Raw genomic sequence first — 25,232 nt, forward strand, 5'->3', positions numbered from 1 at the left:
TATGCCCCGGTAATGTCTTTTGCGCGGTGCTATGAGCTCGACCTTTCGTACTGGAAGGAAGTGATCATGCAAACCAAGCGACCGATCGTGGTCGGTGTGGACGGGTCCGCGGGCTCGGCGGCGGCGATCGCGTGGGCGGCGCAGGCCGCCGCGCAGCATCGAGCGCCGCTGCGTCTGGTCCACGTCATCGATCCGGTCGCCGACTACGGGCCCGGCATCACCGAACCACTGACGAGCACCGACTACGCGCGGATGGAGGGCCATGGGCGCTGGGTGCTGGACACCGCCACCGAAGAGGCGCGGATCGCGGTCCGCGGCCTGCACGACATCGAGGTGACCACCGAATTGGTGCACGAGCCGGTCGGTCCGGCACTGCTGGACCGCACCGAGGAGGCCCGGACGATGGTGGTCGGCACCCGCGAGCGCGGCACCATGCGGCGCGCCTTGCTCGGCTCGGTCAGCGCGGCGCTGGCACGGAGAGCGTACTGCCCGCTGGTCGTGGTCCGGGAAGGCGCACCGCTCGCGCCGGAAGCCAGGAAGCAGCCGATCGTCGTCGGCGTCGACGGCACCGAAATCAGCGAACCCGCCATCGAGGCGGCGCTGCAGGAGGCATCGGCGCGGGGTGTGCCGCTGCTCGCACTGCATGTGTGGACCGGTGTCGAACTGCCCGCGGCGGGCGCCGAGCTCGCAGCCGACCCGGAGAAGCAGATCGTGCTCGCGGAAAGCCTGGCCGGATGGCAGGAGTGTTTTCCCGATGTCGAGATCCGTCGCGAGATAGTCACCGACCGCCCGGAACGCTGTCTGCTGGATCGCTCCGAGCGATCGCAGCTGCTCGTGGTCGGCAGCCGGGGCCGTGGCGGGTTCGCCAGCATGCTGTTCGGCTCGACGAGTCAGGCACTGCTGCTGTCGGTGCAGTGTCCGATCATGATCGTTCGCGACCGCACGATCGCGGTCCGGCACTTGCCCGACTGAGCCTCACGCGCCGGTCGTCGAGCCGGGACGGACGATCATCAGGACGGTGACCACCGCCCACAGCAGGTTGAACACCCCGGTGTCCATGGCGAGGCGGCGGATCAGCGCCGGGGTGGTGCCGGTGAGGTCGGCGAGGATCTTCTGCTGGCCGGGCAGCACGAGCAGGGCGAGCACCCCCGCCGCGGCCGCGGTCAACCCGATCGACACCACCAGCCACGCATCGCCGAGCACGCCGAGGCTGAGCGCGGTGAGCAGGCCGAACGCCGGAACGACGATGCCGATCAGGGCATAGACCCGGCAGATGCGATGCAGGGTGCCGAGGACGGCCGGGCTGTGGTCGGTCGCGGTCGCGGCGAGCGCACGGCGGGTGGTGGCGGGAAACATGCTGGCCGCGACCGTCACCGGGCCTACGGCGATGATCGCGGCGAGCACGTGGACCGAGAGCAGGAACTTCGTCACGGCGGTCGACACTAGCCAGAGCGACGCATCAGGGGAACTGGCGGAACTGCCATATACCGGTCGATTCTCGCCAAGTGGTGGGAACTGGGAAGATCTGCATCGTGCCAGCTGCGAGGCATTGGCTGGAATCGAGCGGAAAACTACGCTGTGGCCATGCACACCGTGGCCGTACTCGCCTTGGACCAGGTGATCCCGTTCGATCTGGCCACGCCCGTCGAGGTGTTCGGTCGCACCCGGCTCCCGGACGGGCGGGCCGCCTATCGCGTGCGGGTCTGCGCGAACCGATCGACCGTCGATGCCGGGGTGTTCACGCTGCGAGCGCCTTGGGGGCTCGAGGCGCTGCTCGAGGCGGACACGATCATCCTGCCCGGCTGCGCGGACCCCGGCCTGCCGGTGCCGGACGAGGTGATCGACGCGTTGCGCCGCGCGGCGGCCGCGGGGACCCGCATCGCCTCCATCTGCTCCGGCGCCTTCATTCTCGCCGCGACCGGATTGCTGGACGGTCACCGGGCGACCACACACTGGCTCGCCGCGGCGGAACTCGCCGCCCGCTATCCGGACATCGAGGTGGACCCGGACGTGCTGTACGTGGACAACGGATCGTTGCTCACCTCGGCGGGCGCGGCGGCGGGAATCGACATGTGCCTGCACATGATTCGGTGCGACTACGGCTCCGCCGTCGCGGCCGACGCGGCCAGGACGTCGGTCGTCCCACTGGAACGGGAAGGGGGACAGGCGCAATTCATCGTGCACGACCAGCCGCCGACACCGCGCGGCTCGGCCCTGGAACCGGTGCTGCGGTGGATACAGGACAACGCCGCGAAGGATCTGTCCCTCGACGACATCGCCGCACACGCCGGGATGAGCACCCGCACACTGAACCGCCGCTTCCGCGAGCACACCGGAACGACGCCGTTGCAGTGGCTGCTGCGTGCGCGCATCCGGCAGGCCCAGCACCTGCTCGAAGCCACCAGCCACCCGGTGGACCGGATCGCGGGCCAGGTCGGATTCGGCTCACCGACCGCGTTCCGCGATCGCTTCAAGCGGGTGGTCGGCACCAGCCCGCACAGCTACCGGGCCGCCTTCCACGGCTCCGGCCCGGCCGGGTAGGGGGACCGATCGGAACCGAGGCGTTCTCGGCGACCGATGAGTTCTCGCGCGCCGCTCCGTCGGATCAAGCGACACACGCACACACTGATCCAGGAGTAACGCGATGAGGAAAATCACCGCAGGTCTGTTCATTGCGCTCGACGGCGTCGTCGAGGACCCGCAGGACTGGCACTTCCCGTACTTCGACGACGACATGGGCGCGGCCGTCGACGCTCAGCTCGGCGCCGCCGACACGCTGCTGCTCGGGCGCAAGACCTACGACGGCTTCGCGGGCGCATGGCCGGAGCGGGAAGCCGCGGGCGGACCGGACGCGCCGTTCGCGAAGAAGCTGGGCGACGCGCGCAAAATCGTGGTGTCACACCAGGATCTCGACTTCAGCTGGCGCAACTCCGAAGTGCTGAAGGGCGATCTGATCGAGGCGGTGACCGCGTTGAAGAACGAGCCGGGCGGCGATATCGGCATGAGCGGCTCGGTCTCAGTGGTCCGTCAGCTGCTGGACGCGGGCGTGCTGGACGAACTGCACCTGCTCGTCCACCCGATCGCCGTCGGCAAGGGCCAGCGGCTGTTCGAGGATGGCGGGCCCACGATCCCGCTGCGCCTGCTGTCGTCGCAGACCTTCGCAACCGGCGTGCTCCACCTGGTCTACACCCGCGACGAGGCGGCGCCCGCCGGAACCTACGAGGACGCGAAAACCCATCTGTCGCAGGATGATCAGTAGCCGCCCGGATGATGCGCCGCGGCGGGCGAATGCGGGATCGGATTCAGGTCGCTGCCGGGCCGGAGCGGATCATCTTCCGCCTCAGCGCTCGGCATCGGCGGCCATGGTGAGCAGCAGGTCGCGTAACGCCTGCTGCTGCGTTTCGGTAAGCGAGGTCAGGGGGGAGTCCGCGCCGAGCAATTCGAGCGCGTCGTCGCGTCGGCGCTGACCGGCTGGGGTCAGCACGATCTGCTTCGCCCGGCGGTCGGTGGGGTGCGGCTCCCGGCGGATCAGGTCTTGCTGCTCCAGCCGGTCCAGCACGAACGTCGCGTTGGACGGCTCGCAGGACATCCGCGCCGCCAGTTCTCTGGCGGTGATCGGTTCGGAGAGTTCGCGCAGTGCGATCACCTGCGAGGGGGTGAGTTCGAGCCGTTCGGCGACGCGGCGGACGTGCACGTCGAGCCGATGGGTGAACTGGTGCACCAGCTTGCACACGTCGCGGTCGAGTTCGGTGTCCACCACGGGATCGGGCTGCCGCGTCATTGCTCCGAGTCTAGCGCCCTCGGTTCGAACTGTGATAGTTCTAGTTCGTATCATTCGAGTTATAACTATCTGGAGGCGCGTGATGCGACCCGCGGTGTTTTCTCTGATGCTCGTGGTGTTCAGCCTGACGACCGGCGAGTTCGTGATCGCGGGCATCCTGCCCGAGGTCGCGGGCGGCTTGGCGGTTTCGGTGGCGTCCGCGGGAGCGCTGGTGACGGCGTACGCGATCGGCATGATCATCGGCGGTCCGGTGGTGACGGTGCTGACCGCCACGGTGGCGCGCAAGCCTTTGGTCGTCGGATTGGTGTCGATCGCGATACTGGCCAATCTCGGCTCGGCCTTCGCCCCGAATTACGCTGTGCTGCTGGCCATGCGCGGGGCGGCGGGTTCGGTGGTCGCCACCTTCTTCGCGGTCGCGATCGCCACCGCGGTGTCGACCGCCCAGCCGGGTGCCGAGGCCACGGCGGTGGCGCGCGTTGCTCTCGGCATGAATCTGGGCATCGTGCTCGGTACCCCGCTCGGCGCGGCCATCGGCCAAAGTCTGGGCTGGCGAGCGACTTTCGCCGCCGTCGCGCTCTGCGCCGCGGCCGCGTTGCCGCTGGTGTTGCGTTTCATGCCGGATCAGCCGGGGTCGTCGGCGGGCTCGATCGGGAATGAACTGCGCGTTTTCACCGACCGTGACGTGCTGTGGGCGATCGCGCTCACCGCCGTCGGGAATATCGGTGTCGTCATGGTCTTCACCTACATCACGCCGCTGCTGACCGAGGTCGGCGGCTTCCCCGTGGGTGCGGTGCCGATCCTGCTGCTGGTCTACGGCGTCGGCGCGGTGCTCGGCAACCAGCTCGGCGGCAAGCTCGCCGACCGGGCCTTGTTGCTCTCGGTGACCGGGCTGCTGGCCGCGCTCGCCGGGGTACTGGTTCTGTTCTGGCTGGCGGGCGGCATCCGGATCGTCGCGGCCGCACTGACTTTCGTGCTGGGCGCACTGGCCTTCGCCATCCTCCCCGGCATGCAGGCGCGGGTAGTGGCCACGGCGACGGCCGCGCCGACCTTGGCCGTCGCGGTGAACGCGTCCGGATTCCAGCTCGCCGCGGCGGGCGCGGGCCGGATCGGCGGGTGGGTGATCGGCGACGGCGCGGGCCTGCGGGCTCTGTATCCGGTAGGTGCGGCGCTCACCGGATGCGGGGTCGCCGTGGCGGGTTATCTGCTGTGGCGGGAGCGCCGAGTGAAGTCGCGCCGCGAACCGGAACGGCAGCCGGAATTCGAGAACGGCTAATGGCCGAGAGCTTTCGCGACGATGCCGCCCGTGACGGCTTTCGTCAGATAGTTGGTGGAGTCGTGTGGCGACGCGCCGTTGTCGAAGTGCTGTTCGGTGACCGGGGTGACGGCGGCGCCGGGGTAGGGCGGAAAGAACTGGGCGAGGTCGAGGTGGGCGGCCACGAGGTCGTCCTCGTCGACCAGGTTGTGCCAGCCCGTCACCGATTTCGGCACGGTGCACGGCTGCGGGCGCAACCTGTCGTAGATGACGGTGCGCAGGCCGAGCGGCGAGCCCATGGTCAGCAGGGTCACCGGGTGCTCGGTGCGGTGCAGAGCCTCGTACGCCACCACGCTGCCGAGCGAATGCGCGATGACCAGCCGGGTGTCGGGACCGACGTGGTCGAGCACCTGCTGCTGGGCATACGCCCGGAGCTCGTCGTCGGTGAAATAGCGGGCGACTTGGGACAGGGCGCCCACGACGAACTTCTGCGCCAGCCCGAAACCGAACGGTGCGAACCAGCGCAATCGCATCAGCGCGTTGAGGGCGGGCCGCAGCATCGCCTGCGTTCCCTGCGCCGCCGCGTCCGGCGGCGGAGGAGTGCCGAGCCGACGGGCGGTCGCGCGGTCGCGCGCGTCGCCGGCATGCACGGTCGCCGTCGCCAGCCATTCGGCGGCGAGCGCCTCCATCAGGTCGAGTTGCGCGTCATCGAATTCGGTCCCGGTGCCCTGGGCGCCCACGGCCAGGAATTTTTTGCCGTAGAAAGCCATCCGGGTCGAGATGTCGCCGGGAGATCCGTTGCGCCAGAGCCGATCCGCGAGTTCCGGTGCGCCGTGGTTGCGTACGCCTCCCGCGAGCCCGGGCAGCCAGCGCGCCTCCAGCGTGTCGGGCGATTCCTGTTCCTGTGCGATGCCGTGTACGAGGACGATCGTCGCCAACGTCCCACCCCTTCCGTGTCCCCGGTGTCTTCGACAGTTTCCCCCATCGCGGCCGAATCGGCAGGGTTATTTTCCGGACCGGTTCCGGGCACGGATTGCTTTGCCCAGTGGGGCAATCGAATTGGTGAGTCCGAACAGTACTCGCTCGGCGATCGAGTGCTGCGGCGGCAGAACGGCGAGCTGCCGGGCGAGGTCGAGTCCATTGACGATCGCGGTGTTCGACACGATCAGCCCGTCGCGAACGACGAATACGTCGGTGCCGAGGAGGTTCAGCTGCCTTCCGTTCGGGGCCAGCCCGATCAGCTGCGCGGTGCCGTCGAACCGGCCGCGCATCCGCCAGTGCACCACGGCGCGCTCGTCCTGTGCGGTGACCGAGAGTATCTCCACCGTCAGGTCGGGCACCGCGGCATGGACGTCGCGGAAGAAGGCCACGATCTCGCCGGGAGCGTGCAGGTCCGCGACGCCGACGAACACATCCAGCGCACCGGGTTGCCAGCATTCCGCCACGGTCGCCCAGTCCTGCGCGCCGATCGCCTCCACGTAGCGGCGCGCGACCGAGCCCGGGTCAGCTGGTTTCGTCACCGATGGTCCTCTTCGGGCTGTGGTGCGGGCACCGTGGCTTCAGGCATCCCGCCATTTGATCGAGCAACCCATGCTTGGCCGGTGCGGTTCGGGGACGGGCTTGCCGTCCAGCACTGCCTCGACAGCGGCACGCAAGTCCTCGCCGGTCAACGGCTTTCCGTTGCCCGGGGTGGATTCGTCGAAGGCGCCGCGGTAGGCGAGTTCGAGGTTCGCGTCGTAGAGGAAGAAGTCCGGGGTGCAGGCGGCCCGGAATGCCCGGCCGACCCGCTGGTCCTCGTCGACGAGGTAGGGGAAGGTCCAGCCCGCCCGGATCGCTTGGTCGCGCAGCCGCAGCGGCGCGTCGTCCGGGTAGGCGGTCGCGTCGTTGCTGCAGATCGCCACGGTCGGCATGGACGGCAGCGAGTCGACCAGTTCGCCGAGCGCCGCCTCGATGTGTTTGACGTAGGGGCAGTGGTTGCAGGCGAAGACCACCAGCAGTCCGGGTCCACCCGCGAAGTCGTCGCGGGAGTAGATCCGCTGGTCGAGGTCGGGAAGCGAGAAATCGGGTAGTGCGGTGCCTAGGGGAACCATGAGGGAGGTATGCGCCATGGTGTGCCTTCCGTCCGGATCGAAGACGACAGCGGGAGCCTAACCCCGTGTCGTCCGATTCGTCGGAAATACGCCGATGAACCGCGTGGCGGACCAGTCTAGTGGGCGCTGAGCGGAGGCGGAGGACGTATGACGCGCATGGCCGGAGCGGATGCGGAGTACGCATAATGCGCATGGCCGGAGCGGAGGCGGAGGTGCGCATAACGCGCATGGCTGGAGCGGCGCAGGTACGCATAAAGCGCACGGCCGGAGCGAAGGCGGAGGTATGCCTACCTGGCCAAGTCCGACGGATCGGTGTTCGCCCCGCAGAGGACCACGCATACCCGCTCGCCGGGGGCAGGCCGGAACGCCGGTTCATCGCCGAGGATCGCGGCCAGCGCGGTCGCCGCGCCGTGCTCGACCGCGATACGGCGCTCCTCCCACAGACCGCGCCGGGCCGCGCTGATCGCGGCGTCCTCGACCAGCACCGACTCGACGTCGTATTGCCGCGCGGCCGCCAGCGCCATCTCCGAGGCTCGCCGGGCGCCGAGCGAGTCGGCGGCGATCGAGTCGACCTCCACGTCGACGACCCGGCCCGCCGTGATCGCGGCGTGCAGAGCGCGGCAGCGGGCGGGCTCCACGGCGACGGTGCGGACGCCGTAGTGATCGGCGGCGGTGGCGACGCCGGAGAACAGTCCACCTCCGCCGACCGCGACGACGACGGTGCCGAGATCGGGGATACGCTCCTGGATCTCCGTCATCAGCGTGCCTGCGCCCGCCGCGATGAGCGGGTTGTCATAGGCGTGCGAGAGCAGAGCGCCCGTGTTGTCCGCGAACTCGCGGCTGGCGGCGAGCGCGTCGGCGTATTGGGTACCCACCAACCGGACTTCGGCGCCATAGGAGGAGAGCCGGTCCACCTTGACCCGCGGCGCCGTGGCCGGCAGGAACACGGTCGCCGGAATGCCCTGGTTGCGGGCCGCCCACGCGCAGGCCAGCCCGGCGTTTCCGCCGGAGGCGATCGTCACGCCCACCGGCGGTAGCGTGCCGTTCTCCCGGTGGGTGAGCAGGAAGTTCAGCGCGCCTCTGGCTTTGAAGCTTCCGGTGTGCTGCAGGAATTCCAGCGCGAACCACAGCTCGCCTGCGCTGTCGGCCTGCGCCACGGCGACCGGCCTGACCCGGTCCGCCACCCGCTCGGCCGCGGCCTTCACGTCGCTGTGGGTCAGTCCCATAACGCTCCTTCGGAAATTGTCTGGGTCGCGCGGGAGTACTCACGGCGGTGCGGCGCGAACTCCAGGCTCAGCAGGGCCGTGGCGGCGAACCAGCTGTGATCGATGCCGTCGTTCGAGGTCGCGCGGGCCTCGTAGGCCAGCGCCACGGCGATCAGGAGCGCCGCGACGATCAGCGCGGCCCGCGCCGCGGGCGTGGCGGTGACCGCGGCTTCCCGGCGCCCGCTCAGTGCGGTGGCGCGCAGCGTGTGCGAGCCGGCCATTTCCTGTTCGTCAGACATGGCCGTGCTCCGCCCCGCGCCGCATCCCCCCGCCCACGACGGTATCGCCATGGTGGCCTCCCGATGATCATCTACCGACACACTATGCGGACCCGGCGGCGTCGGGAGCAATGCCATCTCGGAACCGGCCACGGGCGCGACGGCAGGAGTCGCGGAAAAGCGCGATCGAGAGGCGGATTCGGACGATTGCCGCACAATTGCCGGTTTCTCGGCGTGTAGCCAGGATTTTCCCCGTCGACGTTGTCATGCTCAGTGCTCTGGCTGATCCGAACCACTCGCCTGGGGAGTGGGCGCGACGAGAGGTCCGACTGTGAAACTGAGCTGGGTGGCGCTTCCCGCGCTGTTCGCCGTCACCGTGGCGGGGTGTTCCGACGACGCGCCTGCGAGCAAGGAATCGGCATCGACGAGCGCGGTCGCCGCGGCGAGCGCCGCCGCGACGACGACAGCAGCACGCGATCATGACGAAGCGGGTGGCGTGGTTCGCGTTTTGCTCGGTGACACGAAGAAAGTCCCGGTGCCCGCGGACGCGGTGCTCGATATCCGTGCGCCGGCCGCATGGGGGCAGGCGGCGAACGGTATTCGCTGTACGGTTACCGATAGTTCCGGACGGAATGAAGATCTGCGTTCGTCGGACGTGAAGAAGACCGAGACGGTCGGCGGGACGGAATGGATGACGCTGTGGACGTTTTCCTCCGCGCCGGATACCGACGTCACCGTCGGTTGCAAGGATCCGGCCGCGAAAATCGCCGCAGCACATGCGCATCCGTACCTCCGGGTCGTCCCGCGCGGAATCGTTCCGATCCCTCCGCCGGCTCGCTGATCCGAAGCGGCAGCGAATCGGTCCGTTCAGGCGGCCCGTTCGGTGGTCGGCCGGAACACCCTGGCTGCCAGGGCTTGCAGCACCATCAGACGGGTCAGCTGATTGCGCAACCAGATCTGACCGCTGGTGGCCGGAATCAGCATGGCGCGGCCGGCGCGCACCGATCGCTGCGCCCGCGACACCCTCGGCCGCAGCCTTTCCTCGTAGCGGCGGAAGGCGATACGGTGGTCACCCTCGGCCGCGGCGAGTTCCGTCGCGAGCAGATGCGCGCCCTCGATGGCGAGCGCCGCACCCGCGCCGGACAGCGGCGTCGCGCAGTAACCCGCGTCCCCCACCAGCGCGACCCGGCCGCTCGACCAGGCGGGAATGCGGACCTGGCTCACCGCGTCGAAGTAGAAGCCGTCGTCCGCGGCGGCTTGGTCGAGCAGCGTGGACACCCGCCATCCAGCGCCGTCGAAATAGTCGCGGAGCAATGATTTCTGCGCGTTCTGGTCGCGGTAGTCCACGTCCAGTACGCGGGCTTCCCGGAACGCGAAGAACGCGGTCGCGGTGTCGTGGGCCCCCGACCGGTAGACGCCCGCCGCTTTCCCCGGTGTGTTGTAGAGGTCCACCGCACGCGGACGTCCGAGCTCGGCGTCGGCCCGCGCGGTAGCGAAATACAGGCCGAGATGGTGCACGGCATCGGCTTCCGGGGTGATGGCGAGGTTTCTCGTCCGCGAATGCAGCCCGTCGGCGCCGATGACGAGGTCGAATTCCGCCTCCGCGCCGCTGTCGAAGGTCACCTCGACGGCGTCTCGGCGCTGGCTGATCGCGGCGATCGAGTCCCCGAAGGTGAACTCGACGTCGTCGGCCGTCGCCTCGTACAACACCTGTGCGAGGTCGCCGCGCATGATCTCGATGTCGCCCTCCGCGTTGAAGGCGCGGGTGCTCATCCCCGCGACGCGCCGTCCAGCGGCGTTCACGAAGGTCAGCTCGCGGATGTCGGTCGCCTGTTCACGCAGCCGCGACAGCAGCCCCATCCGGTCCGCGATGTGCACCGCCGCTCCGCGGATATCGACGCCGTTGCCGCCGGGGCGGAGAGCAGGGCTCCGCTCGACCACCGCGGGCCGGAAACCGTGGCGCACCAGCCAGTACGCGAGCGTGGGTCCGGCGATGCTCGCGCCGGAGATGAGAATTCTGGGCTGGTTCGCCATGGGAAGCTCCTCGTCTTTGACTGACCATTGGTCAGTGCCGAATGTAGATCGCTGACCATCGGTCAGTCAACGGTAGAATCCGGGCGGTGACCGAGGACAAGACCACCCGCGCGCGCATACTCGAGGTGGCCATGGATCTGTTCAGCGCGCACGGCTATCACCGCACCACGGTCCGCGCCATCGCCGAGCAACTCGGCATCACCAAGGCCGGCGTGCTGTATCACTATCCGAGCAAGCACGACATCCTCGCCGGTTTGACCGAACCGCTGCTGGTCGCCATGGAGCGGACGGTCGCCGACGCGAGCGACCCTGATCCTCGGGTGGCGCGCCGCCGGGTCGTGGAAGGGTTGCTCGATGTCTTCCTCGCCCACCGCTATCTGCTGCGGCTCAATGTCCGAGATCTGGCATTAGCCGCTCCCGGAAGCATTCTCGACCGTTTCAGCAAGGTCATGATGCAGGCCAATGTGCTGGTCGCGGGCCCGGACGCCGGCTTCGCCGAGCGCGTTCGCGCGGCACAGGCGGTCGCCGGGCTCAGTGATCCGGTGGTGCTGTACGCCGACGCTCCGGTGGAGCAGTTGCGTGCGGAGGTGCTGGAGGGGGTGCGCCTGCTGCTGGCGCCAACGGGGCATGCTCCGCGCGCGTCCGCACCGCGAGGGCGGCCCGCGGCGCTGACCTCGGAGCAGGTCGAGGCCGCGCGCCGAATGCACACGGAGGAGGGGCGCAGCGTCCCGGTTATCGCCCGTGCTCTGGGTGTCTCCCGTGCGACGCTCTATCGCTATCTCAAATAGTACGAATTTTTGAGACATCATTTTCGAGACAAATTGCGTCGCGGTTCTGTCGGTGGGCGGGCGTAACGTCGGCGGGGTGAACGAGGTCGTCGTGGGCGCTTACCGGGAGCGGAGGTCGTGGTACGAGGGCGCTGTGCTGTGGACCAAAACCGTCGATGGCCGAAACCCGGCGCCGCCCGTGCTGCCGGACGGGTGCATGGATCTGATCTGGATGGCGGGGCGGCTGGTCGTCGCGGGTCCGGATACGCAGGCCTACCACCCTGCCGGGCCCCAGGGCGGCCGGTATGTCGGCATTCGATTCTTCCCGGGTACCGCACCCGCACTGCTCGGCGTCCCCGCGTACGAACTGCTGAATCAACGGGTCGATCTCGCGGATCTGTGGCCGTCGGCGGCGGTCCGGTCGCTGATCGGTCAGCTCGAGTCCGCCGACGATCAGAGCATGGCGCTGGAACGAATCGTGCTGCGGCGGGCGACCGATGCCGAACGGGCCGATCCGCTCATGCGGCGAGTGGTCGCCGCGCTGGCGGCCGATTGGTCGGTGGCCGCGGTCGCCGCCGCGGCGGGCCTGGGCGAGCGGACCCTGCACCGGCGCTCGCTGGCCGCCTTCGGCTACGGCCCGAAGACTCTGGCCAGGGTGCTGCGCCTGCAACGTGCACTGGCCTCGGTGCGCGACGGTGTCCCGCTCGCGGAAACCGCGATGCTGGCGGGGTTCGCCGACCAGGCACACCTGTCTCGAGAGGTGCGCGCACTGGCCGGGATTCCGTTGGGGGAGTTTCTCGCCCGGTCCTAGTTGATCCGAGCGCACCTGGTCCCGCCTATGGTCGCGATCAAGGCTACCGGCCCGCCGACTTCCACGGCGGTGCCAGGCGGTTATTCGGTAGCCGTGGGAAGCGCGGCGTACAAGTCGACGCCGTTGCCGTCGGGATCCTGCACCACCGCGTACCGCTGCCCCCAGAACGCGTCCCACGGCTTCAATTCGCCGTGGTACCCGGCGTCCACCAGATCGGCGTACACGGCGTCGACCTCCGCGGGGTCGGCGCAGCGGAACGCGATCCCGACGCGGCCCGCTCCGGTCGGAGGCGCCCACTCGGAGTGGAAGGACTTGATGACGGCCTCGGTGTCCAGCGTGACCCGCAGGCCATTGGGCAACGCGGCCTCGGCGTGCCCTTCCTGTTCCGCGCCCGGAGGAAAGTCGAGGCCGAGACGGCGGTAGAAGGCCACCGAGGCGGCCATATCGGTGACGATGATGCCGATGACGTCGAGTCGTGGAGTCATACCGGCAGGGTAAGCAGCGGCGGGCCGGACCGTCTTGAACGAATCGGACAGCCTTCAGCGCGCAGGCGCGGGGACCAGCTCGGCGATCAGGTTCTCCACCAGGATGCGGATGCGGTCGCGGATGGTGCGTACCACGTCGATGGTCTGGCCGGCGGGGTCGGGCAGTACCCAGTCGCGGTAGCTGATGCCGGGGAAGAAGGGGCAGGCGTCCCCGCAACCCATGGTGATCACGACGTCGGAAATGCCGACCGCATCCATGGTGAGTGGTTTGGGGGTGTAGCCGGAGATGTCGATGCCGATCTCGGCCATGGCGTCGACCACGGTCGCGTCGAGGGTCTCGGCGGGTGCGCTGCCCGCCGATCGCACGTCGAACCGCTCCCCGGCGAGGGTGGTGAGTAACCCGGCGGCCATCTGCGAAGGGCCCGCGTTCTCCACGCAGACGAACAGCACACTGGGCTTGTGGGACATGCGAACGCCTTTCGATGAACAGGGTGGAGCCTGCGTGTGCTGGCCGCCGGACGGGCCGTCCGGTGTGGTGGTGGAGCCGAAACGCTGTCGTAGCGTACGAGATACGTATACCAGCGCGCCGCGAATCGTTACCGCTGGCCGTGCGTTGACGCGAGGAAGCACCGAAAGATCGCAGGTCACCGGCTCGAAGGCGTTGTCGTACAGCTGTTGCGAGATGTCGGCGCCGTGGCGTGGCGGATCGGACCGAACGATGGTGGCCCGGCGTTTGCCGTCACTGATCCGTGACCGTTCGCTGCCGAATGGGCGGCCGTGGGCTCCGCCTCTTCGGGATGTGTTGTTGCCCTGTGGATTTCGATCCGGCCGGACCGTCATGCCGAACCGGTCGCACCGCCCTATGAGGTGTCCGGAACGCGTTCAGGAGGCGGCACGTCAGATCGGACGCATATCGATCATCTTGCGCAGTCGCCGCCGGTCGCGTTCCAGGCGGCGTGCTTCATAGGCGATCGGGAAGTAGCGCAGCCGCTCCGGCAGCAGCGGGACGATCCGCGCGATCAGCCGGCCGAGTGCGCGAAGTTTGCGTTCATCGGACGCCGTCCAGGTCAGTCCCAGCTTCTCCCGCGCGGCCTCGGGGGTGGTGCCCACCGTCACGAAGTACTGGAGCCATCCCACGGGCGCCACCGCCGCCTTCCAGGCCGGTCGTAGCGCGCGCGGCAGCTGCTTCGGTGGGGCGACCGAGCGGATCACCCGGAGGTAGTCCCGCGCGGTGTCGGTCGCGACCAGGTGGTTGGCGACGGTGTCTGCGAAGAACTCCTCGAACGCGGCGTAGTTCGCCGGGATCTCCTTGGGCGGCACGGAGAAATTGCGCATCAGCTGCACCGTCTCCTGGAAGTACGCCTCCTTCTCGGGCGCGGTAAGCGGGCGGCGGGCGAAGTACTCCGCGCTCTCGGTGAACGCGAAAGTCCCGGTGTGCAGTACCCAGGCCCACGGGCCGCTGGACAGCGCGGTGCGCCGCACGCCGTCGGCGTCGGTGGTGTTCAGCGACGCGTGCAGTTCCCGAAGCCGGTCGGCCTCGGCGAGCGCCTCGTCGCCGCCGTAGATCCACATCATCACTGAGGCCAGGCTGCGCACGGCACGGCCCATCGGGTCGGTGCGGAAGGTGGAGTACTCGTCGACCACCGCGGAGATGGTCGGCTCCATGGTCTGCAGCAGGAAGGCCGAGCCCGATCCTGCCTCCCGCCGCTGCCCCTAGGCTGGCAAGCATGACGACCGAGTGGCGCAGTCGTACCGGCCGGATCGGAGTGCTCACCGGCGCGGGTATCTCCACCGATTCCGGTATCCCGGATTTCCGCGGCCCGCGCGGGTTGTGGACGAAAGACCCGATCGCCGAACTGCTTTCCACCTATCAGAACTATGTGTCCGACCCGGATCTGCGGAAGCGTGCCTGGCTGGCCCGGCGGGACAATCCGGCATGGCAGGCCGTGCCGAACCCGGCGCACAATGCGCTGGCCGATCTGGAACGGGCTGGTCGGGCGGTCACCATCATCACGCAGAACATCGACCGCTTGCACCAGCGGGCGGGGTCCTCGCCAGAGCGGGTGATCGAGATCCACGGCAACATGTTCGACGTGGTCTGCATCGAATGCGACTTCCAGACCACGATGGCCGCCACTCTGGAGCGCGTGACCGCGGGCGAACCGGATCCGGCCTGTCCCGGCTGCGGTGGCATCCTCAAGGCCGCCACCGTGATGTTCGGTCAGCAGATGGACCGACGCACCATGGCCAAGGCCGTCATCACCGCGGAGACCAGCGACATCTTCCTGGCCATCGGAACGTCGCTACAGGTGGAGCCCGCCGCGTCGATGTGCGCCGTCGCCGTGCGCGGCGGCGCCGACCTGGTCATCGTCAACGCCGAGCCGACGCCGTATGACGAACTGGCCACCGAGATCATCCGCGAGCCGATCGGAACCGCCGTGCCGCGCCTCGTAGCGGAGATTCTCGCCGCCTGATCGCTCTATCTGCCAACCGGCCGCGGCGGCCGCGGAATCCGGTTCAGCCCACCGGGCCGAGCACCCGATCGAGGTAGCCGTTGGCGAAACGTCCCTTGGGATCGAGCCGACGGCGCACCTCGGCGAACCGATCCCAGTCGGGATAGCGGTCGCGCAGGGTGGCGGCGGTCTGGAAGTGGCGCTTACCCCAGTGCGGTCGTCCCTGGTAGCGATCGAAAACCGCTTCGCAGGCACGGAAGTACGGATCGAAGTCCATCCCGCGGTACTGGTGCACGGCGATGTAGCAGGTTTCCCGGCCGCCCGCGGGGGAGAGGAACGCGTCGTCCGGCGCGACCCACCGCACCTCGATGGGCATCGGCGTGTCGAATTTCGTCGCCAGTTCTTTGATCTCGCGGATGGCGTCGGCGGAGTGCTCGCGCGGGATCGCGTACTCCATCTCGGTGAAGCGGATCAGCCGCGGCGACGCGAACACGCGGTAGGACCGGTTCACCTGGCGCCGGTAGCTGCCGGCGTAGGCGGCGCTGCGGTGGATCAACGGGACCAGACGCGGCTCTCGGCGGCTCAGCTTGCACAGCGCGTCGAACAGGTAGTTGGACATCAGGATGTCGGCGAACCAGTCGACGGACTTGGCGCGCGGCCGCTCGGGCAGGGATACCCGGTTGTTGCGCTTTGTCATGGCCAGCGAGCTGTGCGCGAACATGTAGAACTCGAAATGCTCGTTGCCGTCGACGAACGAATCCAGGTCGGCGAGCACGTCCTCCACCGGGACCGGGCGCTCTATGCCCTCCAGCACGAAAGAGGGCACCATCTGCAGCGTCATGGCGGTGACGACGCCAAGGGCACCGACGCTCACCTGCGCCGCGCGCCAGCCGTCCGGGTCGGTCTGCTCGTTCAACTCGACCCGGCTGCCATCCGCGAGCATCAGTTCCACCGATTGCACTGCGGCGGAAAGGTTCTGCAACTTCGCGCCGGTGCCGTGGGTGGCGGTGGCGGTAGCGCCGGCCACGGTCTGCACGTCGATGTCGCCGAGGTTCGGGAAGGCGAGGCCGTGTTCGTGTAAGGCGGTGCTCGCGGCGTTCAGGGTGATGCCCGCCTCGACCCGGACGAGACCGGTTGCGGAGTCCACGTCGAGCACGCGGTTCAGCCGCGCCAGGCTCAGCACCATACCGTCGGTGAGGACGGCGTCGCTGAACGAATGACCGGTGCCCGCCACGCGCACGGTGTGGCCCTCGGTCTCGGCGCTGCCGAGCAGATCGGCCAATTCGTCGACGGAACGCGGCGTGGCCACGATCGCGGGCGCGCACTGCTGATCGCCGGCCCAGTTCACCCACGAATTGGTCATATGACCAACTCTACGGGAGCGATCGTGACGCGCGCTACTTATGCTGTGATTTCGCTACCGCTTGCGTCCCCCGCAGGCGTGCTGCTTGGCCTGCTCGACTTCCTCGTCGCTCAGCGGCGGGACGACGAGATGCTGGCGCGGCGTGCCGTCCGCGCGTACGCCGTTGAGCGCGATGGCCATATAGCGCTGCCATACATCGGGATTGACCGGCCTTGCGAACTCGGCGACGCCGTCCACCATGTGCACGAGCGCGAAGAAGTCCGACGGCTCGATGCCCTCGGCGAGAACTCCCGCGTCGCGTGCTCGGGCGCAGATGGCCGTCACGGTGGGCTTGATGCGATCACGCACGACAACGAAGCGGTCGGTCTCGTCGTCCTCGAGTTCGAGCATCACCTCGCTGAACCCACGGTTGGTCGCCATATGTCGACAGGCGTATTCGAAGAACTCGACCAGCCCGAACCAGGGATCCGGGTGCCGGTAGGCGGCGTCGGCGGCATCGGCGAAATCGTTCAGGTTCTGATCGAAGACTTCGACGATCAGTTCCTTCTTGTTCGCGAAGCGGCGGTAGACCGTGCCGACGCCCACGCCCGCGCGCTCGGCCACGTCGTCGAGGGTGATCTCGAGCCCGTGGTCGGCGAACAGTTCGCGCGCCGCGGCGATGATCCGCTGTTGATTGCGCGCGGCATCGGCCCGCAGGCGCCGGGGTGGGGAGGCGACCGTGGCGTGATTCACAAAGCCATTCTATCAATGTCCGGGATTAAGTGGAGGCGTTGTCTCCGTTAAAGTGGTAGATTCTTCATCAAGCGGAGGGATCGCCTCCGGATCACCGCTCGGACAAAGGGGACACATGACTACCGCGATCGACCGTGGGGCGTCCGCGCCCGAGAAGACGGGAAGCGGCAGGCGCGGCTCGCACGCCCTGCGCTGGTGGGTACTCGCCGTCCTCGGCGTCGCTCAGCTCATGGTCGTGCTCGATGCGACCGTGGTGAACATCGCGCTGCCCGCGGCCCAGCAGGACCTCGGCTTCAGCGACGGCGACCGCTCGTGGGTGGTCACCGGGTACGCGCTGGCCTTCGGCAGCCTCCTGCTGCTCGGCGGACGTCTCAGTGACCTGTTCGGCAGGCGCAACACCTTCAACGTCGGCCTGGTCGGTTTCGCGGTCGCCTCCGCCATCGGCGGCGCGGCCACCAGTTTCGAGATGCTCGTCGCCGCACGCGTGGGTCAGGGTGTCTTCGGCGCGCTGCTGGCGCCCGCGGCGCTGTCGCTGCTCACCGTGACCTTCACCGAACCGTCCGAGCGGGCGAAGGCGTTCGGCATCTTCGGCGCGGTCGCCGGTACCGGCGGCGCCATCGGCCTGCTGCTCGGCGGCGCGCTCACCGAGTGGGCGTCCTGGCGCTGGGTGATGTTCGTCAACCTGGCTTTCGCGGCCGTCGCGTTGGTCGGTGCGGTGCTGCTGCTGGCCAAGCACGCCAGCACCGAGCGGCCCAAGCTCGACATCCCCGGCACCGTCGTGGTCACCGCAGGCCTGTTCGGCATCGTCTACGGGTTCTCGCACGCGGAATCGGACGGGTGGACCAACAGCGTCACTCTCGCCTTCCTGATCGGCGGTGCCGCGCTGCTCGCGGTGTTCGCCTGGCTGGAGACCCGGGTCGCGCATCCGCTGCTTCCGGTGCGGATCGTGCTCGACCGGATGCGCGGCACCTCCTACCTGACGGTCTTCGTCATGGGCATCGGGATGTTCGCGATCTTCCTGTTCCTCACCTACTACATGCAGTTGACGCTGGGCTACTCGCCGATCATGACCGGTGTGGCGTTCCTGCCGATGGTCGCCGCGATGATCGCATCCTCCACCACCGCCCCGTCGTTGCTGCTGCCGAAGATCGGGCCGAAGATCGTGGTCAGCGGCGGCTTCCTGGTCGCGGCGGCAGGCATGCTCTGGTTGACCCGGATCGGTTTGGACACCGGCTATGCCACCCACATCCTGCCCGCCCTGATCCTGCTCGGCCTCGGCCTCGGCGGCGCGATGGCGATCGCCTTCCAGGGCGCGACCTCGGGCGTGCAGCACGAGGACGCGGGCGTGGCCTCGGCCATGATCAACACCAGCCAGCAGGTCGGCGGGTCGATCGGCACGGCGCTGCTCAGCACCATCGCCGCCTCCGCGGCCAGTGACTACCTGTCCGCCCGGAAGCCGGATCCGCTGACCATCGCCCAGTCCGCGATCGAGAGCTACACCACCAGCTTCTGGTGGGCCACCGCGATCTTCGTGGCTGGTGGCATCCTCACCGCGGTGCTCATGCCGAGCACGGCACCCGTGCCCGCCGAGGGCGAGCCGGTACTCGCTCACTGACGCCGAGGCGGCGCCGTCGATCCGGCGCTCGAGCAGTGGCCGCCGCTCCCGCGACCTGATCGCGGGAGCGGCGGCCGTTTGTCTGTGGGAAGTTTTCTCCCACCGCATGGGACGGGCCCCGTCCGACCCACACCGTAATTGTCGTGGGATGCTTTGCAATAGGAATCCCGATGATTCCGGCCGCCGCAACGTGGGTAGCTAAAAGACTGCTACGTCCCCTTCTGGGGCATCGGCGTACGCGGCGGCGGCACCACCCTCTCCACCCAACCCGCGAGGTTCGTAGACTCCTCGGATCGGGCGCGGTGCTCCTCGCGCTCGTCCGCCAGGGGAGTGGCGGTGGCGTAGCCGGGACGTCGAAGCCCGGCGCGGGGCATGCACGGCGGCTACCTGGTTCGGTTCGGCGATCGACGGGAACGGCACGACGAAAGGGGGTCAGGCAGTGAGTGGTCCGCAAACGGGTTCTCCCGCAGCGGGACAGTGGCGGCCGGCGGCACGGCTGACCGTGCTGCTCGACGAGGACGACAAGTGGCGGCACACGCCCCTGTACCACGAGATCGTGCGGCGGGCCAGGGACACTGGGCTCGCGGGTGCCAGCGTGTGGCGCGGCATCGAGGGGTACGGCGCGTCCTCGCACGTCCACACCACCCGGATCCTGGATATGGCCGACCATCTTCCGCTGATGCTGGTGCTGGTCGACGAGCCGGAACGCCTTCGCGCGTTCGTCGAACAGAATGCCGAACTGCTCGCGTCGGTCAACGTCACGCTGGCACCGGTGGAACTGTGGCAGGGAGGTGAGCGATGACAGTACCGTGCGGCGTACCAGCGGGTTTCGACGCGCCGATGCCGGAGGCGGTGTCGACCGTTACCATTGTCGGTTCGGCGCGGCTCGGTGATCGCAGCGACGCGAGGACCGGCATGCGGCGGCTCGCCGCCGCGGGCTCGGATTCCCGCACCGCGCCGACCACGTTCAGCACGTTCGGCTACGAGAGGATCCGGCTGGTGGCCGACGTGATCGACGTGGCCGTGGGGTCGGCGGTGGCCAGGCGGTCGTGGACATGATCCTGATGACGAGCCGGGCACAGCCGATACGGAAGGGAGACCCGAGCATGGCCCACGATCGAGCCGGGCGTCCCGCGCGTCCCACCGATCTGGAGGACATCGCGCATCTGGTGACCGCGTACTACAGCCGCGTCCCCGATGTGCTGGATCCGTCCCAGCGTGTGGCGTTCGGTACCTCGGGGCATCGCGGCTCCAGCCTGGACAGCGCATTCAACGAGGCGCACATTCTCGCGATCACCCAGGCGATCGTCGAATACCGTGCCACCCGCGGCATCACCGGACCGGTCTACCTGGCCAGGGACACCCATGCGCTGTCGGAGCCCGCGTGGACCACCGCGCTCGAGGTGCTCGCCGCCAACGACGTCACCGCGGTGATCGACGCGCGCGATCGCTACACCCCCACCCCGGCGCTGAGTCACGCTGTGCTGCGCCACAATCGAGGCGGCGCCAGGCACCAGGCCGACGGCATCGTGGTCACCCCGTCGCACAACCCGCCGCGTGACGGCGGCTTCAAATACAACCCGCCGCACGGCGGTCCGGCCGACAACACGGCCACCGACGCCATCGCCGCCCGTGCCAACGAACTGCTGCTGGGCGGGTTGGCCGAGGTCAAACGCACCACACTGCGGCGCGCGCTGGAAACCGGCGTGGAACGCTACGACTACCTGGGCCACTACGTCGACGACCTGCCCAACGTGCTGAACCTGGACGCCATCCGCGGAGCGGGTATCCGGCTCGGCGCCGACCCGATGGGCGGCGCCAGCGTCGACTACTGGGAGGAGATCGGTCAGCGCTTCGACCTCGAGCTCGAGGTGGTCAACCCGTTCGTGGATCCCACCTGGCGGTTCATGACGCTCGACAGTGACGGCAAGATCCGGATGGACCCGTCCTCGCGCTATGCGATGGCTTCGCTGATCGCGATCAAGGACGACTACGACATCTCCACCGGCAACGATGCCGATGCCGACCGCCACGGCATCGTCACGCCCGACGGTGCGTTGATGAATCCGAACCACTTCCTGGCGGTGGCGATCGAATACCTGGTCGCCAACCGGATGGGCTGGGACGCGCTGACCAAGATCGGCAAGACCGCGGTGACGTCGTCCATGGTCGACCGGGTGGTCTCCGTGCTGGGCCGGGACGTGCACGAGGTGCCGGTCGGATTCAAGTTCTTCGTACCCGGATTGTTCAGCGGCAGCCTGGCTTTCGGCGGCGAGGAGAGCGCGGGCGCGTCGTTCCTGCGGATGGACGGCACCGTGTGGACCACCGACAAGGACGGCATCCTGCTGGCACTGCTGGCAGGGGAGATCGCCGCGGTCACCGGGCAGAGCCCCTCGGCGCGCTACGTCGAACTGGAACGCCGCTACGGCAGCCCCGCCTACGCGCGGATCGACGCATCCGCCACCGCGGAACAGAAACAGCTGCTCGCGAAGTTGACTCCGGACATGATCACCACGAAGGAGATCGCCGGAGAACCGGTCACCGCCGTGCTCACCAGGGCGCGGGGCAACGGCGCGCCACTCGGCGGCCTCAAGGTCACCACCGAGAACGCGTGGTTCGCCGCCCGCCCCTCCGGCACCGAGGACAAGTACAAGATCTACGCGGAGTCGTTCCACGGCCCCGAGCACCTGGCCGAGGTGCAGACGGCCGCGGAGGAATTGGTCGGGCGGGCGTTGTCCGGTGACCGGTAGATCCAAGCCCCTGCCCACCGAGATCTGGGTGCTGGTCGGGGGCGCGTTCGTGATCGCCATCGGGTTCGGTCTGGTTGCCCCGGTGCTGCCGCAGTTCGCGCGTGGGTTCGGTGTCGGCGTGGCGGCCGCTTCGGCGATCGTCTCCGCGTTCGCCCTGATGCGGTTGCTGTTCGCGCCGGTGAGCGGGCGGCTGGTGCAGCGGCTGGGGGAGCGGTCGGTCTACCTCGGCGGGCTGCTGATCGTCGCGCTGTCCACCGGCGCCAGTGCGCTGGCCCAAAGTTATTGGCAGCTGATGGTGTTGCGGTCGCTCGGTGGCATCGGGTCGACCATGTTCACCGTGTCGTCGCTGGCACTGGTCATCCGGATGTCTCCGCCCGAACAGCGCGGCCGGGTATCCGGCCTGTGGTCGACCAGCTTCCTGGTCGGCTCGGTGAGCGGTCCGCTGGTCGGCGGCGCGTTGTCCGGCCTCGGGTTGCGGTGGCCGTTCGTGATCTACGCGGTCGCGCTGCTCGTCGTGAGCGTCGTCGTGCACCTGAGCCTGCGGAATTCGGCGTTGGCCGCGCCCGAGCCGGTCGGCGGCGTCCGGATGATGTCGTTCCGGGAGGGATGGGCGCGGCCGGAGTACCGGGCGGTGCTGCTGTCGAACTTCGCCAATGGCGCGGCCGTGTTCGGAGTGCGGATGGCGTTGGTGCCGCTGCTCGTCGTCGAGGTGCTGCACCAGGCGCCCGGGATGGCGGGCGTCGCGCTGACGGTATTCGCGGCGGGCAACGTCGCGGTGCTGTTCGCCTCGGGACGGCTGTCCGATCGGTGGGGGCGGAAACCGTTCGTGATCGTAGGCTCGCTGGTGTGCGCCGCGGGCACCGCGGGACTCGGCATGGCGACGAGCCTGCCGTGGCTGCTGGCCACCTCGTTCCTCGCCGGACTCGGTTCCGGCATGTTCACCCCGACCCAGCAGGCAGCGGTGGCCGACATCATCGGCCCCAAAGCGCGCGGCGGACCTGTTCTGGCCGGTTTCCAGATGGCCGCCGACCTCGGCACCGTGCTGGGCCCGGTCGCGGTCGGCGCCCTCGCGCAGCAGGTGTCCTACGAGCTCGCGCTCGGCGTGACCGGTGCCCTGCTCGCCCTCGCCGCGATCGTCTGGTCCGTCGTCCCCGAGCCGCTGCGACGCCGTCCGGTGCACGCGGAAAGCCCATCGGATCGGCTCGGTGGTGATTACTCCGTACCTGGCCGAGAGGCCGGCTCGCCTGGTGCATTGGTGGCCGAGCGGCCGGTGCCGGTTGCGCCGGAGTCCGGAGCGATAGTGAGCGGTTCGTCGGGAGATCGTGACCCTGGAACAGCGGTGCCAGGTGAGCCCGCGACGGTCGGCGGTGGAAACGAAGCGCTGGCAGGTGAGTCGCGTGACCCTCGAGCGGGCGACTTCCGAGCTGCAGTGGCCGTGCCGGGCACAGCAGTTGCCGAATCGGATGCATCACCGACCACTCCACGCAGTGCTGTCTCCCGCCGCAAACGCCGACGGGCCGCCCCACGAACCGGGCGCACTCGGTGAAACGGATCTCGTGATTTGTCGCCGCGCTCGTCCAAGCGCAACGGCAGGCTCTATGTAGCTGGTCGGTGGGACGCGAAGGCTGACATCGGTGACTCGTTGAGCGGTTGCGGCGCTCGTCGTGGCCTGTCGATGTCAGTTCAGTCGCAGTAGGCCCGCGTCGGTGGTTCGGAACCCGCATGTGTCGCGATAGAAGCCGTTGAGGTGCGGTTCGTAGTCAACGTGGAGCCACTCGATACCGAGTTGGCGTAGGTCGCCGATGAGCGCCGTGACCAGGCTGGTTCCGATGCGTCGATGCTGGAGGTCCGGGGCGACCATGGCGTCGAGGAGGAACGCATGCCGACCTCCATCCCAGACCGCGTGCACGAACCCCACAAGCCGATCGCCGACGAATGCGCCGACCCACGATCTGCTGTGCCGTTCCAGACGCGCCTTCCACGGGCTGAGCACGTGGTCACCGCCGAATGCCTCGGTGTGGAGCCGCGAGAGCATCGCATCGTCGACGGAGAAACGGATGCGGAGATCCTCGATCATGCGGCATCCTCTCAGCGGAGATCATCATGACGAATCGGATCAGGTCATCGTGGCACCACGGCGATGCTTGGACCACCGTATTTCGGTAGGGCTGTTTGCTTTTGAGCATGGCGTAGAGGACGTCGCAGCGGCGGCCGACCGGCAGCACGTGCCTACATGTGGCGCAGGCATGTGCTGGCAATCAGGGGTATGCGGCAAGGTGCTTGTTACCTGCGGATATATGGCCCGGCGGCGGCTGGAGTGGTTCGGTGCGGCAAAGTGTCAATGTGAGCGAATCTCGTTCGAACTACACGCCCCGGCCGATGTCGAGTACGACCACGTATGCGCTGGGTGCGGTCGCACTTGCCTTGATCGTGTTCATCGTGATCGCGGCGATCCGATGGGGGCGGGACGAAGCGACCGTCCGCAACGACGGCTACGGTCCGGTGCGGGACCCGGCGGTGCACTCGGTGCTCGAGCAGAACGGCTCGATCCTGCTCGGCCGGCCGGACGCGAAGAAGACCATCGACCTCTTCGAGGACCCGCTGTGCCCCGGCTGCGGCAACCTGGAGCGCATCTACGGCCAGGAAATCGCCCAGAAGATCGATGCGGGCGCGCTCGCGGTGCGCTACCGCCTGGTGAACTTCCTCGATGCCCGCTCCCAGAGCAAGGACTACTCGACCCGCGCCGTCGCCGCGAATCAGTGTGTGGCCGAAGCCGATTCCGGCCCGGTCTACTCGAAGTTCCACACCGAGCTGTTCACCACGAAGCGGCCCAGTGAGGGCGGCAGCGACCTGAACAACGAAGCACTCGCCGCCATCGCCCGGGACGCGGGAGCCCCCGAACCGGCGCTGCAGTGCATCACGACCGGCGCCAAGGTCGACGTCGCACGCACCACCGCCATGGCCCAGACCGCCGCGCTCGGCGAAGCACTCGGCGGCTCCGCGGCCACACCCGCCGTCTTCGACGGCACGACCAAGGTCGACGCCAACGACGAGAACTGGGTGACTTCACTCACCCAGTGATCAGTGGGTCCGTCCATCGACCCTCGGGTACGGACATCTCCAACGGAAGGGCCGAGACGCCGACTCCACCACGTCGACGCCCCGGCCCACTCGACGGCGCAATCCGACATCCCAGCCCCCGAGATCGCCACCACCGAGCTTTCAGTTGGTCAATGGGCCGGGCGTCGGCTCCACCTGCCGACACCCGGCCCGCGCACTCGACAGCACGGTCTGGCCCCCTGCTCCTAGACCGCACCTCGAGATGTCATATCGTCCCACCTATGATCGAACGCATGTTCGAGTATATCCCGTAAGCCCGGTCTTGTCGCCCCCGAATCGGGGCGATTTGGTGGCCGACACACCGTTGGTGTAACTTCATTCAAGCGCGGCGGGGAAAGCCCGGAGCGCAACCCACTAGGGGCTATGGCGCAGCTGGTAGCGCACCACACTGGCAGTGTGGGGGTCAGGGGTTCGAGTCCCCTTAGCTCCACTCGAACAAAAGACCAGGTCCGGCGAGTTTCCGGGTCTGGTCGTTGCCGTTCCGGCACCTCTCGAA

26 protein-coding genes, 1 tRNA gene and 2 pseudogenes are annotated in these 25,232 nt (G+C 68.4%); 15 read left to right on the forward strand and 14 right to left on the reverse strand.

Annotation, left to right across the window (positions count from 1 at the left end; all coding sequences use genetic code 11):
• Positions 1-66 precede the first annotated feature (66 nt).
• A complete protein-coding gene (locus ACWPXK_RS09920) occupies positions 67-972 on the forward strand; it encodes a universal stress protein (protein ID WP_454195763.1) in 906 nt (301 codons plus the stop codon).
• A gap of 3 nt (positions 973-975) precedes the next feature.
• Here ACWPXK_RS09920 and ACWPXK_RS09925 read toward each other — a convergent pair whose 3' ends face one another.
• A complete protein-coding gene (locus tag ACWPXK_RS09925) occupies positions 976-1,431 on the reverse strand; it encodes a hypothetical protein (protein ID WP_454195764.1) in 456 nt (151 codons plus the stop codon).
• Positions 1,432-1,584: 153 nt separating this feature from the next.
• On the opposite strand from ACWPXK_RS09925, the gene ACWPXK_RS09930 reads away from it, so the two are divergent.
• A complete protein-coding gene (locus ACWPXK_RS09930) occupies positions 1,585-2,541 on the forward strand; it encodes a GlxA family transcriptional regulator (protein ID WP_454195765.1) in 957 nt (318 codons plus the stop codon).
• A 103-nt stretch (positions 2,542-2,644) separates the two neighbouring features.
• Positions 2,645-3,259: a dihydrofolate reductase family protein gene (locus tag ACWPXK_RS09935; protein ID WP_454195766.1), complete on the forward strand. Its 615-nt coding sequence runs from the start codon at positions 2,645-2,647 to the stop codon at positions 3,257-3,259.
• An 81-nt stretch (positions 3,260-3,340) separates the two neighbouring features.
• Here ACWPXK_RS09935 and ACWPXK_RS09940 read toward each other — a convergent pair whose 3' ends face one another.
• Positions 3,341-3,781 carry a MarR family winged helix-turn-helix transcriptional regulator gene (locus tag ACWPXK_RS09940; RefSeq protein ID WP_454195767.1) on the reverse strand — a complete coding sequence of 147 codons (441 nt, stop codon included), beginning with the start codon at positions 3,779-3,781 and terminating at the stop codon, positions 3,341-3,343.
• Between the two features lie 106 nt (positions 3,782-3,887).
• On the opposite strand from ACWPXK_RS09940, the gene ACWPXK_RS09945 reads away from it, so the two are divergent.
• Positions 3,888-5,054: an MFS transporter gene (locus ACWPXK_RS09945; protein ID WP_454195768.1), complete on the forward strand. Its 1,167-nt coding sequence runs from the start codon at positions 3,888-3,890 to the stop codon at positions 5,052-5,054.
• On the opposite strand, the gene ACWPXK_RS09950 is transcribed toward ACWPXK_RS09945, so the two are convergent.
• From ACWPXK_RS09950 to ACWPXK_RS09970, 5 genes are all read right to left on the reverse strand, one after another.
• Positions 5,051-5,971, reverse strand: a complete 921-nt coding sequence (locus tag ACWPXK_RS09950) for a hypothetical protein (protein ID WP_454195769.1) — start codon at positions 5,969-5,971, stop codon at positions 5,051-5,053. The two genes, ACWPXK_RS09945 and ACWPXK_RS09950, sit on opposite strands and share 4 nt — an antisense overlap.
• Before the next feature lie 66 nt (positions 5,972-6,037).
• The gene (locus ACWPXK_RS09955; RefSeq protein WP_454195770.1) at positions 6,038-6,553 is read right to left on the reverse strand and encodes an ester cyclase; all 516 of its coding nucleotides are present in this window, start codon (positions 6,551-6,553) and stop codon (positions 6,038-6,040) included.
• Positions 6,554-6,592: 39 nt separating this feature from the next.
• On the reverse strand, positions 6,593-7,141 hold the full coding sequence (locus ACWPXK_RS09960; RefSeq protein WP_364324454.1) for a thioredoxin family protein: 549 nt from the start codon (positions 7,139-7,141) through the stop codon (positions 6,593-6,595).
• A gap of 269 nt (positions 7,142-7,410) precedes the next feature.
• Positions 7,411-8,349: a threonine/serine dehydratase gene (locus ACWPXK_RS09965; RefSeq protein ID WP_454195771.1), complete on the reverse strand. Its 939-nt coding sequence runs from the start codon at positions 8,347-8,349 to the stop codon at positions 7,411-7,413.
• A complete protein-coding gene (locus tag ACWPXK_RS09970; protein ID WP_454195772.1) occupies positions 8,340-8,627 on the reverse strand; it encodes a hypothetical protein in 288 nt (95 codons plus the stop codon). Before ACWPXK_RS09970 ends, ACWPXK_RS09965 begins: the two co-directional genes overlap by 10 nt.
• 310 nt (positions 8,628-8,937) lie before the next feature.
• Here ACWPXK_RS09970 and ACWPXK_RS09975 point away from each other — a divergent pair, with 310 nt between their 5' ends.
• The gene (locus ACWPXK_RS09975; RefSeq protein ID WP_454195773.1) at positions 8,938-9,447 is read left to right on the forward strand and encodes a hypothetical protein; all 510 of its coding nucleotides are present in this window, start codon (positions 8,938-8,940) and stop codon (positions 9,445-9,447) included.
• Between the two features lie 26 nt (positions 9,448-9,473).
• Here the strand turns inward: ACWPXK_RS09975 and ACWPXK_RS09980 are convergent, their stop codons facing one another.
• Entirely contained in the window at positions 9,474-10,640 is a 1,167-nt protein-coding gene (locus ACWPXK_RS09980) for an FAD-dependent monooxygenase (protein ID WP_454195774.1), read from the reverse strand.
• Positions 10,641-10,726: 86 nt separating this feature from the next.
• On the opposite strand from ACWPXK_RS09980, the gene ACWPXK_RS09985 reads away from it, so the two are divergent.
• Both ACWPXK_RS09985 and ACWPXK_RS09990 read left to right on the forward strand, forming a co-directional pair.
• Positions 10,727-11,428: a TetR family transcriptional regulator gene (locus ACWPXK_RS09985; protein WP_454195775.1), complete on the forward strand. Its 702-nt coding sequence runs from the start codon at positions 10,727-10,729 to the stop codon at positions 11,426-11,428.
• Positions 11,429-11,504: 76 nt separating this feature from the next.
• Positions 11,505-12,218 carry a helix-turn-helix domain-containing protein gene (locus ACWPXK_RS09990; protein WP_454195776.1) on the forward strand — a complete coding sequence of 238 codons (714 nt, stop codon included), beginning with the start codon at positions 11,505-11,507 and terminating at the stop codon, positions 12,216-12,218.
• An 80-nt stretch (positions 12,219-12,298) separates the two neighbouring features.
• Here ACWPXK_RS09990 and ACWPXK_RS09995 read toward each other — a convergent pair whose 3' ends face one another.
• From ACWPXK_RS09995 to ACWPXK_RS10005, 3 genes and pseudogenes are all read right to left on the reverse strand, one after another.
• A complete protein-coding gene (locus ACWPXK_RS09995; protein ID WP_454195777.1) occupies positions 12,299-12,703 on the reverse strand; it encodes a VOC family protein in 405 nt (134 codons plus the stop codon).
• Positions 12,704-12,757: 54 nt separating this feature from the next.
• Positions 12,758-13,171, reverse strand: a complete 414-nt coding sequence (locus tag ACWPXK_RS10000) for an arsenate reductase ArsC (RefSeq protein ID WP_454195778.1) — start codon at positions 13,169-13,171, stop codon at positions 12,758-12,760.
• A gap of 429 nt (positions 13,172-13,600) precedes the next feature.
• A pseudogene (locus ACWPXK_RS10005) lies at positions 13,601-14,389 on the reverse strand (oxygenase MpaB family protein); the annotation flags it as partial.
• A 41-nt stretch (positions 14,390-14,430) separates the two neighbouring features.
• On the opposite strand from ACWPXK_RS10005, the gene ACWPXK_RS10010 reads away from it, so the two are divergent.
• On the forward strand, positions 14,431-15,177 hold the full coding sequence (locus ACWPXK_RS10010) for an SIR2 family NAD-dependent protein deacylase (protein WP_454195779.1): 747 nt from the start codon (positions 14,431-14,433) through the stop codon (positions 15,175-15,177).
• 43 nt (positions 15,178-15,220) lie between these two features.
• On the opposite strand, the gene ACWPXK_RS10015 is transcribed toward ACWPXK_RS10010, so the two are convergent.
• On the reverse strand, positions 15,221-16,519 hold the full coding sequence (locus tag ACWPXK_RS10015; protein WP_454195780.1) for a D-arabinono-1,4-lactone oxidase: 1,299 nt from the start codon (positions 16,517-16,519) through the stop codon (positions 15,221-15,223).
• A gap of 54 nt (positions 16,520-16,573) precedes the next feature.
• Complete coding sequence (locus ACWPXK_RS10020; protein WP_454195781.1) at positions 16,574-17,251, reverse strand: TetR/AcrR family transcriptional regulator; 678 nt, start codon at positions 17,249-17,251, stop codon at positions 16,574-16,576.
• 115 nt (positions 17,252-17,366) lie between these two features.
• Here ACWPXK_RS10020 and ACWPXK_RS10025 point away from each other — a divergent pair, with 115 nt between their 5' ends.
• The 5 genes and pseudogenes from ACWPXK_RS10025 to ACWPXK_RS10045 all read left to right on the forward strand — a co-directional run.
• Positions 17,367-18,866 (forward strand): MFS transporter, encoded by a 1,500-nt coding sequence (locus tag ACWPXK_RS10025; protein WP_454195782.1) that lies wholly within the window; start codon positions 17,367-17,369, stop codon positions 18,864-18,866.
• 439 nt (positions 18,867-19,305) lie between these two features.
• Positions 19,306-19,668 (forward strand): DUF190 domain-containing protein, encoded by a 363-nt coding sequence (locus ACWPXK_RS10030; protein WP_454195783.1) that lies wholly within the window; start codon positions 19,306-19,308, stop codon positions 19,666-19,668.
• Positions 19,665-19,925 carry a hypothetical protein gene (locus tag ACWPXK_RS10035; RefSeq protein ID WP_454195784.1) on the forward strand — a complete coding sequence of 87 codons (261 nt, stop codon included), beginning with the start codon at positions 19,665-19,667 and terminating at the stop codon, positions 19,923-19,925. The genes ACWPXK_RS10030 and ACWPXK_RS10035 overlap by 4 nt, the downstream gene beginning before the upstream one ends.
• A gap of 47 nt (positions 19,926-19,972) precedes the next feature.
• Positions 19,973-21,616: a phosphoglucomutase (alpha-D-glucose-1,6-bisphosphate-dependent) gene (gene pgm, locus ACWPXK_RS10040; protein ID WP_454195785.1), complete on the forward strand. Its 1,644-nt coding sequence runs from the start codon at positions 19,973-19,975 to the stop codon at positions 21,614-21,616.
• Positions 21,606-22,793, forward strand: a pseudogene (locus ACWPXK_RS10045) (MFS transporter); the annotation flags it as partial. The gene pgm and the pseudogene ACWPXK_RS10045, both read left to right, overlap by 11 nt.
• A gap of 501 nt (positions 22,794-23,294) precedes the next feature.
• On the opposite strand, the gene ACWPXK_RS10050 reads toward ACWPXK_RS10045, so the two are convergent.
• The gene (locus tag ACWPXK_RS10050; RefSeq protein WP_454195786.1) at positions 23,295-23,693 is read right to left on the reverse strand and encodes a GNAT family N-acetyltransferase; all 399 of its coding nucleotides are present in this window, start codon (positions 23,691-23,693) and stop codon (positions 23,295-23,297) included.
• A 266-nt stretch (positions 23,694-23,959) separates the two neighbouring features.
• Here ACWPXK_RS10050 and ACWPXK_RS10055 point away from each other — a divergent pair, with 266 nt between their 5' ends.
• Positions 23,960-24,697 (forward strand): DsbA family protein, encoded by a 738-nt coding sequence (locus tag ACWPXK_RS10055; RefSeq protein ID WP_454195787.1) that lies wholly within the window; start codon positions 23,960-23,962, stop codon positions 24,695-24,697.
• 396 nt (positions 24,698-25,093) lie between these two features.
• Positions 25,094-25,166: transfer RNA gene (locus ACWPXK_RS10060), tRNA-Ala, on the forward strand.
• Positions 25,167-25,232: the final 66 nt, after the last annotated feature.

The sequence above is a fragment of the Nocardia sp. Marseille-Q1738 genome (assembly GCF_965283145.1).